Genomic DNA, 15,924 nt, shown 5'->3' on the forward strand with positions numbered 1-15,924 from the left:
AAATACCACTCTGAAACCTGTCGAGGCCTCTCATGAGCATTCGCCTGATGCACCTCGCAGACCTCCACCTGGGCGCACCGCTGTCATATCTGGGCGATAAAGCCGAAGAAAGAGCGCGCGAACTGGAATCGGCGCTCGTTCGCGCGCTTTCCGCCGCCGCCGCGAAAAAAGTCGACGCCATCCTCATTTCCGGCGACCTGTTCGACCGCTTCAATCCACCGCTCGACCTGGTGGCGCGCGTAAAGAACGCGTTCGCGAAACTGAGCCGCGAGAATATCCCGGTCCTCTTGATACCGGGAACGCATGACAGCCATCGATACGCCCGCTGCATCTATCATCGGGAGCGGTTTCCGGGGGTCGATGTCCTCATGGAGACTGGAAAACCGGTTCAAAAACAAATCAACGGCCACACGATATATTTCTACGGATTTTCCGGAAGCGATTCGCCGGTTTCTCCCTCATCTCTTTTTTGCCGTACACCGGCCGACGGCATGCACGTCGCCCTCGTCCATGGAACGGTTGCCGAGAACGACCGATGGGAATCGAGCCCGCGCGATTTTTCCGTTACCCCTGCGGATATCGGGAACTCGTCCTTCGATTACGTCGCGCTCGGCCACCACCATAACTTCAAGCAATTCAAACGCGGCAAAACGACCGCCCTCTACCCCGGCACGCTCGAAGGGCTCACCTTCGGCGAGAGCGGAGACCGTTTTTTGGTCATCGTCGCTCTCGACGAAAACGGGGTTTCGGTCGAGAAGCTGAAACATAACCGGAGGGCGTTGAAGGAGATCGAGATCGACCTTTCCCAGTCCGGCCTCGACTGCGGCGAGTCGTTGGAGCGTGCAATTGCCCGCTTCTTCGACGGTGAGAGCATTGCGAGCGTATCGCTCACGGGATCAATTGATTTTCTTCCGTCCCCGAAGGAGCTCGAAGCCCGCCTGGCGGGCGGATTTTTCCACCTGCAGATCACCGATAACACCAGCATCTACGACAGCGCCGTGATGCGGTCGATCGCGCATGACCGGACGGTGCGGGGCATCTTTGCGAGGAAAATGCTGAAAAAGATAGAGATTGCGAACGTTGAAGAAAAGCCGGCGCTCGAACTCGCTTTGCGATTGACGCTCCAACAATTCCAGCAGGTGCATTATGAGAATCAGCGCGCTCTCGATTGATGGGTTCGGCCTGTTTGGCGGACGTTTCGAATGCGATTTCCCGGACGGAATCGCGCTTGTGGTCGGCGACAACGAGAGCGGCAAATCGACTATCGTCTCGGCGATCGGCGCCATCTTGTTCGGGTTCGGAACCGAGAGCGAAAAGGCGCTTTTTGCGCCGGTTTTGGGAGTCGGCCCCCGCTCGGGAAGCCTTGAGGTCGTATCACAGGGAAAATGCTATCGATTCTCCAGAGACTTCGGCACAAACCGCACCAAGGTCGAGTTGCTTGAGAATAACGGGAACGTTCTCTTCGACGGCGTCGCGCGGCAGGCGGGAAGAAGCGACGAGAAGGAACGCTACAACAGAATACTGAACATGGTCTTCGGCATCGAAAGCCGCGACCTTTTTTACAGTTCGATATTCGTCGAGCAGGGAAAGCTGCCGGCGAAAATGGACACGGTGGTCAGACGCATCGTCAGCGGCAGTTCCTCAGCCGACTATGCGGTGGTCCTGAAGAACCTCAGGGAATCGTGTGAAGACCTCACGATTTCCGTTCCCTGGGGAAGATCGGCATCTCGGAAGCCCCGGCAGATCGAGTTACTGGACCAGGAAATTCGCAGCAAGAGGATCCTCCTGGAGGAATCTCACTCGGCATCGACCTCGCTCCGAGAATTGCGCGGACGCCTGTACTCCCTCGAGCAAAAGCTGAAGCAGGTCGAGCAAACGATCACCGAGAAGACCACGTGGGAAAAGAACCTCGAGGCGTTCCGGGCGGCGCTCGAGCGGAAGACGCATACGGAAGAAAACCTCAGGCGCTGCCGAAAAACGAAAGATGAAATCGAGCGGCTGCAGGGCCAAAAAGAGAAACTCGATTCCGAAATACGTGCAGGCTATGCTGAATACCTGGACCTGCCGGAGACCGCTGAAAAGGATTTGTTCGATCTCTCCCTGCTTGACCGCAGCATCGTCGAGCTGCAGCAACGGCGGCGGCAGTGCATTCAGATTCGACCGGCTTTTAGACCTGCGCGATTTGCGCCGGCGACCGTCGCGGCCGGGTGCCTGCTTGCCGCATTCGGTATCCTGTTTTTTGAAGGGCGCGCCGCCGTCGTCGCTGTCGTCTTCGGCCTCGCAGCGGCAACTGTTCCGTTTCTGTTTGCCGCCGTCACTCTGTACCTGAAGCGGTCGGCGCATCAGGTGAAGCTCAATGAGATCGACGACCAGCTTCGCCGCCTGATGCAGCAGCAGGAAGAGCAAAGAAAACTTTACCCCGCTCTACCGACAGGTGATATCGGTGAAATCCTTGACCGGCTACGCTCGCTGAGACGGCTGGTTTCCGAAAGAGAAAAGAGGGAGGAGGCTCTCAAGCAGCATCCACCGAATGAAGATGTCGAGGCCGAATATGACAGGCTAAGCAACGACTTGATCACGTTGAACCACGAGATCAAGAGACTTCAAGAAGAGTACCCGCGCCTGGCCGACATCGAGCGGGATGCCGGGATCGGCTCATTTTTGGACAAAGCGAGGACCGAAAGAAAAAAGGCCGAGGTCTCGCTTCAGGATCTGATGCGCGAGCGCGACGATGCTCGATATCAGCTTGCCGCACTCGAAACGCGCGAGGCGATGTCAGAGGAAGCGCTCGAGGAGGAAATAGTGGAGAGCGAGGCCAGGTTGGCCCGCCTGAAACTGCATCGCTCGGCATATTTGCAGGCGGTTGAGGTTCTCGAGGAGGTAATCTCCGAATTTCGATCCTCGCACCTTGCCAGAATCCAGGAGAAGGCTGCGGAGTATCTGACAACGATTACCGGAAAAGAATGTCAGGTATGCCTTGATGAGGGTCTAAAGCCCTTGTACCTGGAGCGGGAGGAGCAGCGTCTTGTGCCGGAGCAGTTGAGCCAGGGCGCCCAGGATCAGCTTGGATTCACCCTCAGGTTGTCGGCCATCGACGAGATGTGCGGCAACATTCGCCTGCCGATTATCCTGGACGATCCTTTCGTCAACTTCGATGAGAAGCGGCTGGATGCGGTGCAAAAGATGCTGGAAAAATTGTCGTCACTGCACCAGATCATTCTGCTGACGCACGACAAACGGTATTGTGCCTGGCGGCCGCCGTCACTGGTGCTCGAGAACAACGTCGATTCACAGTGATTTGTTCAGCCACTCGAACTCCCTCTCGAGTCCTTCCACCACATTGAATCGCGGCTGAAATCCAAGCTCTTTCCGTGCGAGGAATGTATCCGCCCACGTATGGAGCACATCCCCCTTCTGGGAGCCGACCTGTTTTCTTCTCGCCTTTCTCCCCGAAATCTCCTCGAGCAGTTCGATGGCCTCATTCAAAGAGATTCTCGCTCCGCCGCCGATATTATAGACGGCGCCCGGTTTGCCTTTCTCGATTGCGCACAAGTTAGCACTCACGGCGTCATCAATATACGTGAAATCGCGTGTTTGCTGACCTGTACCGAATAGCGGGAGCGGCTCGTCGCGCAGAAGCGCACTGATAAACTTGTGAAAGGCCATATCCGGGCGCTGCCTCGGCCCGAAGACGGTGAAATATCGCAGAGAAAGCGCGGGCACTCCATAGTTAACGAAGTAGAGATGGCACAAGTGTTCGCCGGCCAGTTTGGTGACGCCGTAGGGCGAAAGAGGACGAAGCGGATCGCTTTCGCATACCGGTATTCTCTCAGCGTTTCCGTATACCGAAGAAGAGGACGCAAAGATGAATTTCTTTATTGGAACCGCTTTCGCGGCCTCGAGCAGGCGCTGTGTGGCGAGGACATTATAGTCGGAATAGAGTTGGAAGGTGGTCCCCCAGCTCTCGCGAACTCCCGCCTGCGCCGCCTCATGAAAAACCACATCGCACCCATCGAGTACTTTCGGAAGATCGATGTCGAGAAGGTTTTCTTCTAAGAAGGTGAACCGGCTGCTTTGCAGAGCGGCATTGAGATTGCCCCGCTTGACGGCGGGCGAATAGTAATCGGTGAGGCAGTCGATACCAATAACGTCGTGATCGCGGGCGAGCAGCGCTTCGGAAAGGGAGGAGCCGATGAACCCGGCGGCGCCCGTTACGATTATGCGCATTGCTGGAGCCCGTGCGTTCTACTGCCCGATGCCATAGTAAACGAATCCCTTTTCCCGCATCGTCTGGGGCTGGTAGATGTTGCGACCGTCAAAAATGACGTTGCCCGCCATGAGGCGTTTCATCCGCTCGAAATCGGGATTGCGGAATTCGGTCCATTCGGTCACCAGCACGAGTGCATGCGCCCCCGCGAGCGCGTCATACGGACGCTCGCAGTACTTAACTTTGTTCCCGAACAGTTTTTTGGCCTCTTTCATCGCGACCGGGTCATGCACCTGAATGACGGCGCCGTCTGTGAGGAGCTCGGTGACAATGCTGATTGACGGCGCCTCGCGCATGTCGTCGGTCCTCGGCTTGAAGGAAAGCCCCCAGAGGGCAATGATTTTTTCTTTGAGATCGTCGTCGAAGTGGCGGCGGATTTTCGGAACCAGGATGCATTTTTGTTTCGTATTCACCTCGTCGACGGCCTCGAGCACTTTCATCTGATACCCGAATTCGCGCGCGGTCGAGGCCAGCGCCTTCACATCCTTCGGGAAACACGAGCCGCCGTAGCCGACGCCCGGAAAGAGGAACGTAAATCCGATCCGCTCGTCGAACCCGATCCCTTCACGGACGCTGTTGACGTTGGCGCCGATCAACTCGCAGAAATTCGCGATCTCGTTTATGAACGAGATCCGGGTAGCCAGCATCGCATTGGCTGCGTATTTCGTGAGCTCGGCGCTGCGGTTATCCATGACGATGATCGGCCTGCCCGTGCGCACAAACGGCCGATACAGCTCGCGCATGATCTGGGCGACTTCCGGGCGGTCCGTGCCGATCACCACGCGGTCGGGCCGCATGAAATCGTCTATTGCCGCGCCTTCCTTCAGAAATTCCGGATTCGATACCACGTCGAAATCCGCAGAGGTTTTTGAGGAAAGCAAGTGCCGCACTCGATCGGCGGTTCCCACGGGCACCGTGCTCTTGATAACGATGATCTTGTGTCCGTCCATTGCGTCCGCAACGGCCTCGGCTACGCTGAAAACATGCGAGAGATCGCACGCGCCGTCATGACATTGCGGCGTACCGACGGCGATGAAAATGATGTCGGATTTACGGACAGCCTCGGCAGTGTCCGCTGTGAACTTTAACCGGTTCTCATGCAGATTTCTCTTTATGAGCTCCTCGAGGCCCGGCTCATAAATGGGGGTTCGCCCGCGTTTGAGCGTCTCGACTTTTTTCACGTCGATATCCACGAGGGTCACGTCATTGCCCATTTCGGCAAGACAGGTTCCAGTCACCAGTCCAACGTATCCGGCGCCGACCACACCGATATTCATCGCTTCTCCTTTACGCCTTTATGATCTTGCTCTTGCTATTTGTCACTGCTTTGGTCGCGTTGCGGGTATCTATGACCATGGGTGCGTGCTTGACGATATAATTGTAATCATAGCTCGAGTGGTTTGTGATAATCGCCACGCAATCCATCGACTTCATGAGCCGCGGTGTCAGCTTCACCGAGACCATGTCCAGATCGTACTTCCTCAGCCGGGGAAAGCGAGGGATGTGCGGATCGTTGTAGCGGACGTCCGCCCCCTGCTTCAGCAGTAGTTCTATTATCTTGATCGCCGGCGATTCGCGCATATCGTCGACATCGGGCTTGTAGGCCACTCCCAGCACCAGAATGCGCGCCCCCCGAATGCTTTTCCCCTTCAGATTGAGCGCCTCTCCGATTCGCTGAACCACGTGATACGGCACAAACGTGTTCACTTCGCCGGCAAGTTCGATGAATCTCGTGTTGAAATCGTACTCGCGCGCCTTCCAGGAAAGGTAGAATGGGTCAATCGGAATACAATGCCCTCCCAGTCCGGGCCCCGGATAAAACGGCATGAATCCAAACGGTTTTGAGGAGGCCGCTTCAATCACTTCCCAGATATCGATCCCCATTCGCTCGGCGAGCATTTTCATCTCGTTCACCAGGGCGATGTTCACACAGCGAAAGATGTTCTCGAGCAGCTTCGTCATTTCCGCCGCGCCGGTCGAGGAGACCGGCACTACCCTCTCGAATATCTTCGCATACAGTTTTCCGGCCAATTCGCTGCACTTGGGGCTGATCCCGCCGACCACCTTCGGGATTTTCTCTATGGGAAACATGCGGTTGCCCGGGTCCTCGCGCTCGGGCGAATACGCAAGAAAAAAGTCGCGCCCGGCAGCGAGTTTGCTCCTGCTCAAGATCGGCAGCATCAACTCTTCAGTGGTTCCCGGGTACGTGGTGCTCTCAAGCACCACCAGTTGGCCCGGCCGCAGCCGCTCAGAGATGGCTTCGGAAGTAGCCGCCACATATTTCAGGTCGGGCTCTTTCTGCTGATTGAGCGGGGTGGGCACGCAGATGCTGATGCAATCAGGCTCGGCCAGCCGCGAAAAATCTGATGTGGCTGAAAAAAGGCCGGCGCGCGAAAATGATTTTACGTTAGCCGAAGGAATGTGGCCGATGTAGCTTTTGCCCGCGTTGAGGGCATCCACCTTCGTCTGGTCTATGTCGAATCCCATCACACGGAAGCCGCTCCTGCAGAATTCGAGCGCGAGTGGTAGTCCGACGTATCCCATTCCGATCACGCCGATGAGAGCCTGCTTGCTTTCTATCTGCGCCCCAAGTTTGCGCGAGGCCGCCGTTGAAGCCTTTTTTTTGCGGTTATTCCTGCTGCTGGAATTGCCTGATTGCATCCACTACCACCGTCCTCTGCTCGTCCGTCAAATAGGGGAATATGGGTATTGCGAGCGACTCGTTTGCTGCTTTTTCCGCCTCGGGAAAGTCGCCTTTCCGATAGCCCAGGTCTTTGAAACATTGCTGCAGGTGGAGCGGCAGCGGATAATAGATCTCCGTCGAAATTCCCTTCTCGGCCAGATATTTTCGGAGACTGTCGCGCGAGCGAGTCCTGATAACAAACTGGTTAAAGACGTGGTGCTGGCCGGGCAAAGCTTCGGGAAGCTTGATGCCGTTCGCCTGCCCGAGCGATTGGAAATATGCCTGCGCCTGTGCGCGGCGCATATCGGCCCACTCATCCAGATGGCGAAGCCCAACGAGCAACACCGCCGCCTGGATCGTATCGAGCCGGCTGTTGACGCCCACCATCGCGTGATAGTACTTGGGTTTGCTGCCGTGCGCGCGGATGATCCGGCACAACTCGGCAAGGCGGTCGTCCGAAGCCGTTATCATGCCGCCGTCGCCGAAGCCGCCCAAATTCTTCGTCGGGTAGAAGCTCAGGCAGCCGATGTCGCCGATGGCGCCGGCGCTGCGGCCATTACAGCGGGCGCCCAGCGCCTGGGCGGCATCCTCGACGACAGCCAATGAATGCTCGCGAGCCAGCGGCATCAGCGCCTCCATGTCGGCGCATTGGCCGAACAGATGCACCGGCAATATTACCCGCACGATTTTTCCAGTTTCCCTGTCGCGCGGCAGACCGGTCGAGTCGTCCCTCGCGCAGCGATTTCGCAAATAATCCGCCGCACGCTCAATATTTATGTTAAACGTATCCGGCCTGATATCCATGAAGACGGTCCGCGCGCCGAGCCGGCTGATTGCGCCGACCGTGGCGAAGAACGTGTAGGGAGTCGTTATGACAGCGTCATTCGGGCCGATCCCGAGGGCCATGAGCGCGACCAGCAGGGCATCGCTGCCGGAGGCGACCCCGATGGCATGTTTGGCGCCGGTATACCGGCAAATCGCCTGTTCGAGTTCGGTCACCTGCGGCCCGAGCACAAAATGCCCGCTCTCGATGACCGCGTCAATCGCTTCCATTATCTCATCATGATGGGCCTGTATCTGCGGCCGCAAATCGAGGACTGGAACTTTCATTTATCTTTCTCCGACCGGGGGAGACATTTCGAGGGAAATCGGCTTGCCGTCGTTCTCCATGGAATGCTGGGCCGCCTCGAGCACGCGCACCACCCGCACGCCGTCTTCGCCGTCCGTCAATGGGCGGCGGTCCTTCAGCACGCAGTCGACAAAATGCTGGCATTCGACGCGCAGCGGCTCGGTCATCGTTATGTAAGGGATGCTGATGTCCCCGAAGCGCAGCGTGATCGAGTCGCCGTAGCTCTCGTAGCTGACGCCGCTGACGCCCTTATCAAAAATTTTCAGCTTCTCCGTGCTCTCCACATCGTCGAAAACGACCATCTTTTTGCTGCCGACTATGGTTATCTTGCGCACCTTATGCGGGTCGAGCCAGCTCACCTGGAGCTGCGCCATCTTGTGATCGGCAAATTTCATGTTAACGAAGACGACATCCTCGATTCCCTGCTGGAGGTATGATTCTCCGCGGGCGCTCACCGAAACCGGTTCCTGCCCGAGCAAGTGAAGAATGACGGAGATGTCGTGAGGCGCGAAGCTCCACAACGCGTTTTCATCATGCCTGATCTTGCCGAGATTCACGCGCTGGGAGTAGATATAGAAAACCTGGCCAAGATCGCCGCTCTCGACCAGTTCCTTGAGAATTTTGACAGCGGGATGATATAAAAGCAAGTGCCCGACCATCAGCTTCAGCCCCATCCGCTCTGCAAGCGCCTTCATTTCCTCCGCCTGCGCCGAACCCAGTGCAAGCGGTTTCTCAACGTAGACATGCTTGCCCGCCTTCAATGCCGCCATCGTCAGGGGATAATGCGTGACAGCGGAAGAGCAGATGACGACAGCCCCGACGGAGGCATCCTCGAGGATGTCTTCAAAACGGGCGGTAACTTTGACACCGGGGTAGCTTCCCGTCACCGTCTCCCGCCGCTTCAAATCAAGATCGCAACAACATGCCAGCCGGGCATCGCGAAGTTGATGAAAAATGCGAATGAGGTTCTTGCCCCAGTCGCCTGCGCCCACCAGCCCGATCTTCAGCATCAGGTCAATCCTCTCATCGAGCCCAGACCGCCGGAATACTGTTTCCTGTAGTACTCGAGGTATTCGCCCGATTTCAGTTTGCGCCACCACCACTCGTTCTCGGCGTACCATGCGACCGTCTCGCGCATGCCCTCTTCGAACGGCTGCTGAGGCCGCCAGCCGAGCTCCAATATCTTTTCGCAGGTAATCGAATAGCGCCGGTCGTGGGCGAGCCGGTCGGCCACGGGTTTGATAAGCGATTTCGGCTTTTTGAGCAGTGCGAGGATCATGTGCGTGATCTCGAGGTTGGTGCGTTCGTTGCCGCCGCCCACATTATAAATCTCGCCGGGAACCCCCTCATGGAGCACCAGATCGATCGCGCGACAGTGATCAAACACATACAACCAGTCGCGCACGTTCATTCCGTCTCCATACAGCGGCAGCGGGAGGTCATCGAGCGCGTTGGTCACGAAAAGCGGAATCACTTTCTCGGGATATTGATACGGCCCGTATGTGTTCGAGCCGCGCGTGATGCAAATGGGAAGACCAAACGTTTTGTGGTATGCCAGCGCGAGAAGCTCGCCGCCCGCTTTGCTGGCCGAATACGGACTGCTCGGGTTGAGCCGGTCAATCTCGTGAAACGAGCCGTCGTCGATGCTGCCGTAGACCTCGTCGGTCGACACCAGCACGATCTTCTGCATCGGGTTGCGGCGCGCTTGTTCGAGCAGCACGTATATGCCGAGGATATCGGTCCGGATGAACCCGCTGGGGTCGTGAATGCTGCGGTCAACATGCGTTTCGGCGGCGAAATTGACGATTGCATCGACCTCGGGCGCGAGCGCGGCCACGGCGGCTGCATCGGAGATGTCCGCCTTCACAAACTTATAGCGAGGATGCTTCGCGATATCTCTCAGATTGTCCAGATTGCCGGCGTACGTGAGGGCGTCAAGGTTGATGATCTCGTAATCGCCGTGTTTGTCGAGCATATAGCGGACGAAATTCGACCCGATAAAGCCGGCGCCGCCGGTAACAAGCAGTCTCATGAAAAATCTCCCTCAAGATTCAGACATTGGGGGACAAAGAACGGTCATGCCCCCGGGTTCCCCTCCATTCGGAACAATTCCTGTTGCCGATTTTCGATATTTTCTGCCGCATTCGCCGCAGGTGAAGCGCCTCGCCGCCTTGTTCAATCCTGCGAGCTTGCCGCCGCACTCGCAGACCCAGCCGCGATGCCGTGCCGGATTCCCGTAGACGAGCGCGTAAGGCGGCACGTCGCTCGTGACGACCGAGCCGGCCCCAATGAACGAATATTCTCCGATATAAACGCCGCAGACGATGGTCGCGTTTGCGCCGATCGTGACCCCTTTGCGAACGATGGTGGCGTCAAACGTGCGATCGACTCTCGGATATCGCGAGCGCGGCCTGATCACATTGGTGAACACGCACGAGGGCCCGCAAAAAACGTCGTCTTCGAGAATGATGCCCTCGTAGATCGAGACGTTATTCTGAATCTTCACGTTGTTGCCGATCTCGGCCGTCGCGCCCACAAAGACATTTTGCCCGATGACGCAGCCTTTCCCGATCCTGGCGCCCGACATCACATGCGAAAAATGCCAGATTTTTGTGCCTTCTCCGATGTCGGCCGGTGCGTCGACGACTGCCGTCTCGTGTACAAAATAGTTTTTCTTGTCGGATTTCATGCCAGGCCGTTTTGCCGTTTCAAATATTTGATATCAGCGTCAACCATGAGCTTGACCAGCTCGTTAAACGTGGTTTTTGGCCGCCATCCAAGCTCCCTGTGAGCTTTTGCCGAATCTCCAAGGAGCAGGTCGACCTCGGCCGGGCGCACGAAACGCTGGTCTATTTTCACATGTTTTTGCCAGTCCATATCGAGATGGGCGAACGCCGTCTCGACCAGCTCGCGCACAGAATGGGTCTCGCCCGAGCTCACAACGTAGCTGTCGGAATGATCCTGCTGCAACATCAGCCACATCGCCTCGACGTAGTCTTTGGCGTATCCCCAATCGCGGCGCGCATCGAGGTTGCCGAGGAGCAATTCCGATGCCAGTTCGAGCTTGATCCTGGCCGCGCCGTGCGTCACCTTGCGCGTGACGAACTCGAGCCCGCGCCGCGGCGATTCGTGATTGAACAGAATGCCGGAACACGCGAAAAGATTATAGCTCTCGCGGTAGTTCACCGTGATCCAGTGGCCGTACACTTTGGCAACTCCGTAAGGGCTTCGAGGATAAAACGGTGTTGTTTCGGTTTGCGGAGTTTCGACGACCTTGCCAAACATCTCGCTGCTCGAGGCCTGGTAAAACTTGATTTTGCGGTCGACCACCTTGATCGCCTCGAGCATGCGCGTGACACCGAGCGCGGTCGTTTCGCCGGTCAAAACCGGCTGGTCCCAGGAGGTTGGCACGAATGACATGGCCGCCAGATTATATACTTCGGCCGGACGGATCTCACCGATGATTTTGATCATCGACACCTGGTCCATCAGGTCCGCTTGCACCAGGTTTATCTTGTCCCGGATGTGGTGGATGCGCTCGAAATTCTCCGTGCTCGAGCGCCGCACCATGCCATAGACTTCGTACCCCTTTTCCAACAGAAAATCGGCAAGGTAAGAGCCGTCCTGTCCCGTTATCCCCGTTATCAGCGCCCTCATCTTGCCCTCCCGTTTATCTCCGTCGCCTCTTTCAACACCTGCAACACCAAAGTCTGATCGTCGTCAGTCATACCCGGATACAGCGGCAAAAAGAAAGACCGCCCGGCCGCCCGCATGGTCTCAGGCAGATCGGCATCCCGGACGCTTCCGGCATACGCCGGCTCATTATGGATCGGCTGAATCCCTGGCTTGCTTTCGATGCCCCGCTCATTCATATGCCGCAAAAGCAGGTCGCGACTGATTTTCTCATCCAACGCCTCGACCACAAAACTCTGAAAGTTAGGGACGGCCCCTTTCGGCCACTCAGGCAACCGCAGCGCCGGCAACCGGGAAATTTCTTCCTGGTAGCGCGCCGCCAGCCGAGTCCTGAGCCTGATGATTTCATCCAGTTTCTTGAATTGGACAATGCCGATAGCGGCCTGAACATCGGTCATGCGGTAGTTGTAACCGGCTGATTTACAGCGAATCGGAGTGGATGAGTCGTCCTGCGTCAACCCATGGTTTCTGAGGCTGCGGGCAAGCTGGGCCGCCTGGTCCGAGTTGGTTAACAGCATGCCGCCCTCGCCCGTGGTTATCACCTTTCGTGGGTGAAAGCTGAGGCAGGCGATTTCGCCAAAGCCGCCGGTCTGGCGTCCGCCGTACGTCGCTCCGATCGAGCACGCGGCATCCTCGAGAACGACAAGCTTATGCTTTTTCGCGACCTTCATGATCGGCGTCATATCGGCCGGTATCCCGATTTGATGAACGACAACCAGCGCGCATGCGTTTTTACTTATTGCGGGTTCAATTTTGGAAGGATCAATATTATACTGATTTCTCTTGATGTCGACGAAGATGGGAGTGAGGCCGTTGTGGACTGCGGTATTAGCGGTAGCCACAAAGGAATGCGATGGCATGATCGCGCCCCGGCCGGCGGGAAGACCGGCAGCGGCGTACGCGATTGTAAGAGCAGATGTGCCGGAGTTGACGGACACCGCGTGTTTTACGCCCGCATATTCTGCCACAAGTCGCTCGAACTCTTCCACTTTCGGCCCTTGCATCAGCCATCCCGAACGAAGCACTTCGGCGACTGCCTTCTCTTCTTCTGCTGTTATATAGGGCTTGCAGAGGGGAATACAGGAGGACGCAATGATTGGTTTCGGCAACGTTTTTTTCACCAAATCTTCGTGAGAACCGAAAAAAGACAGAAAATCCAACGTGTCAAAATTTTAGCATTCAACCTTCCTAAAAGTCAAATGAACTTGTTGAAAATTCTGACCTTATGACTGGGAAAAAGGCTGTTTTACTCCATCCATGGAAAGTCGCTGCAATCTCGTCTCATTCAACCCGTCAATTCAAGCTGCCCCGACAGATATTTCGCTCATGAGCGCACGCCTTTCGCAGATTTCGCGGACCGAGCCAACAAGTGTCAGATCACCTTCAAGCCTGATGTCTTCGCTCGATGAGCCGAGCATGATGCGCATTTGGCCGGGTTCGACCACTCGTTTGTAGTCGATTCCGATGAAGGAAAACAGGTCGGCCGGCAATTTGAAGGTAATTATCTTGGATTCCGCAGGTCCGAGCGACACGCGCGCGAATCCTTTAAGTTCCTTGACCGGACGGCTGACGCTTGCCGCCAGGTCTTGCACGTAGAGCTGGACTACCTCATCGCCGCTGCGGTCTCCGGTATTCGTGATCCTGCAGGAAACCTCGACGACCCCATCGACCGGAATCTCATCGCTCGACAGAGAAAAATCCGAATATCCGAACGTTGTGTAGCTGAGGCCGTGGCCGAACGGGAACACGGGATCGAGGCCCGGCACGCGCGGAATACCGTGCGCGAGAAATTTGTGGTTGTAATACGTCGGCTGGGTGCCGGCGCCCCGGCTGAAGGTGAGCGTGGTCTTGCCGCCCGGATTCAAATCGCCGATGAGCGCATCCGCAATAGCGAGTGCGCCGGCCTGGCCGGGGAACCATGCCTCGATGATGGCTGCGGCTTTTTCGGCGATAGACGAAAGAGCAAATGGCCGGCCATTGAGAAGAACGACGACAACGGGAATACCTGTTGACAAAAGCGCATCCAGCAGCTTCGCCTGTCCGCCCGGCAAGGAAAGATCGGTCGCATCGGTCCCCTCGCCCACCGTTCCCATCTGGAAATGACCCGCTTTGTCGCCGACAACGGCAATGACTGCATCGGCGCCACTTGCCAATGCCATCGCCTCATCGATTCCCGAAAGGTCGTCGCTCATGATCTCGCATCCGCGCGCATACGAAATGTCGCTTTTTGGCAGTCGCTCGCGCAGGGCCTCGAGCACCGTCGGCGCGGAAACCACTTTTTCCGCCGCGTCCGGGAAATGAGTCGAGACCACATGATTTTCAAAGCTGTAGTTGCCGAACAGCGCCATTCGATTGTGCGCGTTCGGCCCGACCACCGCCAGTTTTTTCACCGTTTTCGATAACGGCAGAACTCCGTTATTAGATAAGAGAATGAGCGACTTCTCAGCCACCTCTTTGGCCACTGCCGCATCTTCGGCAGTATTCAGTTCAACGGCATCCGGGTCCACGTATGGCCGCTCGAACAGGCCGAGCCGGAATTTCAATCTCAGAACACGCGAAACCGCGAGGTCGATATCCGCTTCTGTTATCAGCCCCTGCGCAAGGGCATCTCTGAGCCCTTTCGGATATTCGGCGGGCTGTGGAAGCTCGACGTCCAAACCGGCCCAAAGCGCCTTCGCCGCCGCCTGCGTACCGTTCTCGGCGACCCGATGCAGTAAATGGAGGAAGCTGATGGCGCCGTAATCGGCCACAACGACGCCGTCAAATCCCCACTTCTCGCGCAAAACCTCGGTCAGCAGCCAGCGAGATGCCGCCGGGGCTTCGCCGTCAAAATCCTGATACGCGTTCATCACCGAAAGTGCGCCACCCTCCTTGACCGCCATCTCGAACGGCGCAAGGAAAACATCGCTGAACTCGCGACGGCCGACGTGCGCAGGCGCGAAGTTGCGGCCGCCCTCGCTGAATGAGTAGCCGGCGAAATGCTTCAATGTCGCCGCTACTCCGTTTCTCATGTCGTTTCCTTGAAGGCCCATCACATAATGAGTGACCATGACGCCGACAAGATACGGATCCTCACCGATCGTCTCCTCGATGCGGCCCCAGCGCGCGTCGCGCGCGACGTCGCATACGGGCGCGAGACCCTGGTGAGTGCCGACCGCCCGCATTTGGCGCCGAATCACATCTCCGACCCGCTCGAGCAGGCGCAGGTCCCACGTAGCGCCATAGTTGAGGGGCGATGGGAACGAGGTCGCCCCTTGCGCCATGAGTCCGGAGAGGCATTCTTCGTGACAGATCGCGGGTATGCCAAGCCTGGTGTTCTCAATCAATTTCTTCTGGAGGCTGTTCACCAGTTTTGCGCCCTCTTTTGGATCGATGGGCTGCGTGCCCAGCGGGCGGGTGATCTGCCCGATGCCGTGCCGCATCTGCTCCTGCGGATCGTAATCGACAGACAGCATCGACTGGTTCGGCGAAAACTCGCCGCTTGCGGCGTCGAGCTGAAGCCAGACCGAGGTCAATTGAGAAATCTTCTCATCGATGTTCATTCTTGCAAGAAGATCGCGCGCCCTTTCGTCGGCGCTCTTCAACGGGTCCTTGTATACCAGTTTCGTCATGCTGTCGCTCCTGATGTCGGAAATCCTATTGATAACAGATCGTGAAAGCAATCGGCTGAACCTCATTATAATACATGCGCATATATTTCCCTTACCAGAGTTAGAGATTCGTGCTCACGTCTCATAGAAGATAGCGCAAAACTTTGTTTTAGCGGTAGGGCCGAATTCATTCGGCCTCTCTTCCGGCACAATTTAAGAAGACCCGGCGCGCACTCCCCCTCTGTCGTCATTCCTGCGGAGGCAGGAATCCAGGGTCTGCACCAGTTGGCAAATCAGAAAGTGAGAAGCAATGGGTTCGGCATCATGCCCTTCCTTCGTGTCCCCACGAAGTCCAGAGCGTCATGAGCGCAAGACATTTACGAACCTGTCTGTCGGCATGTTCAAATGTTTGCTCTTTGCAACACTTCTCGACAAACTTGAATGAGGTGATCATCATGAACCGTAAGACTCATTTTCGACAGTTTGAAAAATTAAGCTATTTTGTATCAAGAACTTACAGAGACAGAAAAAGCTCTAGGCACTACATTTTCTCTGGCTCTCT

General features: G+C 56.7%; 12 protein-coding genes. 2 read left to right on the forward strand and 10 right to left on the reverse strand.

Features of this window, described 5'->3' with window-relative positions; translation table 11 throughout:
- Positions 1 to 32 precede the first annotated feature (32 nt).
- Together C4520_08205 and C4520_08210 are read left to right on the forward strand one after the other, a co-directional pair.
- Positions 33 to 1,172, forward strand: a complete 1,140-nt coding sequence (locus C4520_08205; protein ID RJP22474.1) for an exonuclease SbcCD subunit D — start codon at positions 33 to 35, stop codon at positions 1,170 to 1,172.
- Positions 1,147 to 3,297, forward strand: coding sequence for a hypothetical protein (locus tag C4520_08210; protein ID RJP22475.1), 2,151 nt, complete (start codon positions 1,147 to 1,149; stop codon positions 3,295 to 3,297). The genes C4520_08205 and C4520_08210 overlap by 26 nt, the downstream gene beginning before the upstream one ends.
- Here C4520_08210 and C4520_08215 read toward each other — a convergent pair.
- From C4520_08215 to C4520_08260, 10 genes are all read right to left on the reverse strand, one after another.
- Entirely contained in the window at positions 3,289 to 4,227 is a 939-nt protein-coding gene (locus C4520_08215; GenBank protein ID RJP22476.1) for an NAD-dependent epimerase/dehydratase family protein, read from the reverse strand. The genes C4520_08210 and C4520_08215 overlap by 9 nt on opposite strands.
- 18 nt (positions 4,228 to 4,245) lie before the next feature.
- Complete coding sequence (locus tag C4520_08220) at positions 4,246 to 5,544, reverse strand: UDP-glucose/GDP-mannose dehydrogenase family protein (GenBank protein ID RJP22477.1); 1,299 nt, start codon at positions 5,542 to 5,544, stop codon at positions 4,246 to 4,248.
- Positions 5,545 to 5,554: 10 nt separating this feature from the next.
- Positions 5,555 to 6,928 carry a nucleotide sugar dehydrogenase gene (locus tag C4520_08225; protein RJP22478.1) on the reverse strand — a complete coding sequence of 458 codons (1,374 nt, stop codon included), beginning with the start codon at positions 6,926 to 6,928 and terminating at the stop codon, positions 5,555 to 5,557.
- Positions 6,897 to 8,060 carry a DegT/DnrJ/EryC1/StrS family aminotransferase gene (locus tag C4520_08230; protein ID RJP22479.1) on the reverse strand — a complete coding sequence of 388 codons (1,164 nt, stop codon included), beginning with the start codon at positions 8,058 to 8,060 and terminating at the stop codon, positions 6,897 to 6,899. Before C4520_08230 ends, C4520_08225 begins: the two co-directional genes overlap by 32 nt.
- Positions 8,061 to 9,089 carry a gfo/Idh/MocA family oxidoreductase gene (locus C4520_08235; protein ID RJP22480.1) on the reverse strand — a complete coding sequence of 343 codons (1,029 nt, stop codon included), beginning with the start codon at positions 9,087 to 9,089 and terminating at the stop codon, positions 8,061 to 8,063.
- Complete coding sequence (rfbB, locus tag C4520_08240; protein ID RJP22481.1) at positions 9,089 to 10,111, reverse strand: dTDP-glucose 4,6-dehydratase; 1,023 nt, start codon at positions 10,109 to 10,111, stop codon at positions 9,089 to 9,091. The genes C4520_08235 and rfbB overlap by 1 nt, the downstream gene beginning before the upstream one ends.
- Before the next feature lie 12 nt (positions 10,112 to 10,123).
- Positions 10,124 to 10,768: an N-acetyltransferase gene (locus tag C4520_08245; protein ID RJP22482.1), complete on the reverse strand. Its 645-nt coding sequence runs from the start codon at positions 10,766 to 10,768 to the stop codon at positions 10,124 to 10,126.
- Positions 10,765 to 11,736: a GDP-mannose 4,6-dehydratase gene (gmd, locus tag C4520_08250; protein ID RJP22483.1), complete on the reverse strand. Its 972-nt coding sequence runs from the start codon at positions 11,734 to 11,736 to the stop codon at positions 10,765 to 10,767. The genes C4520_08245 and gmd overlap by 4 nt, the downstream gene beginning before the upstream one ends.
- Positions 11,733 to 12,932 carry a DegT/DnrJ/EryC1/StrS family aminotransferase gene (locus C4520_08255; GenBank protein ID RJP22484.1) on the reverse strand — a complete coding sequence of 400 codons (1,200 nt, stop codon included), beginning with the start codon at positions 12,930 to 12,932 and terminating at the stop codon, positions 11,733 to 11,735. The genes gmd and C4520_08255 overlap by 4 nt, the downstream gene beginning before the upstream one ends.
- Before the next feature lie 138 nt (positions 12,933 to 13,070).
- Positions 13,071 to 15,383 (reverse strand): hypothetical protein, encoded by a 2,313-nt coding sequence (locus tag C4520_08260; protein RJP22485.1) that lies wholly within the window; start codon positions 15,381 to 15,383, stop codon positions 13,071 to 13,073.
- Between the last annotated feature and the right edge of the window lie 541 nt (positions 15,384 to 15,924).

It is taken from the genome of Candidatus Abyssobacteria bacterium SURF_5 (genome assembly GCA_003598085.1).
Taxonomy (GTDB): domain Bacteria; phylum Abyssobacteria; class SURF-5; order SURF-5; family SURF-5; genus SURF-5.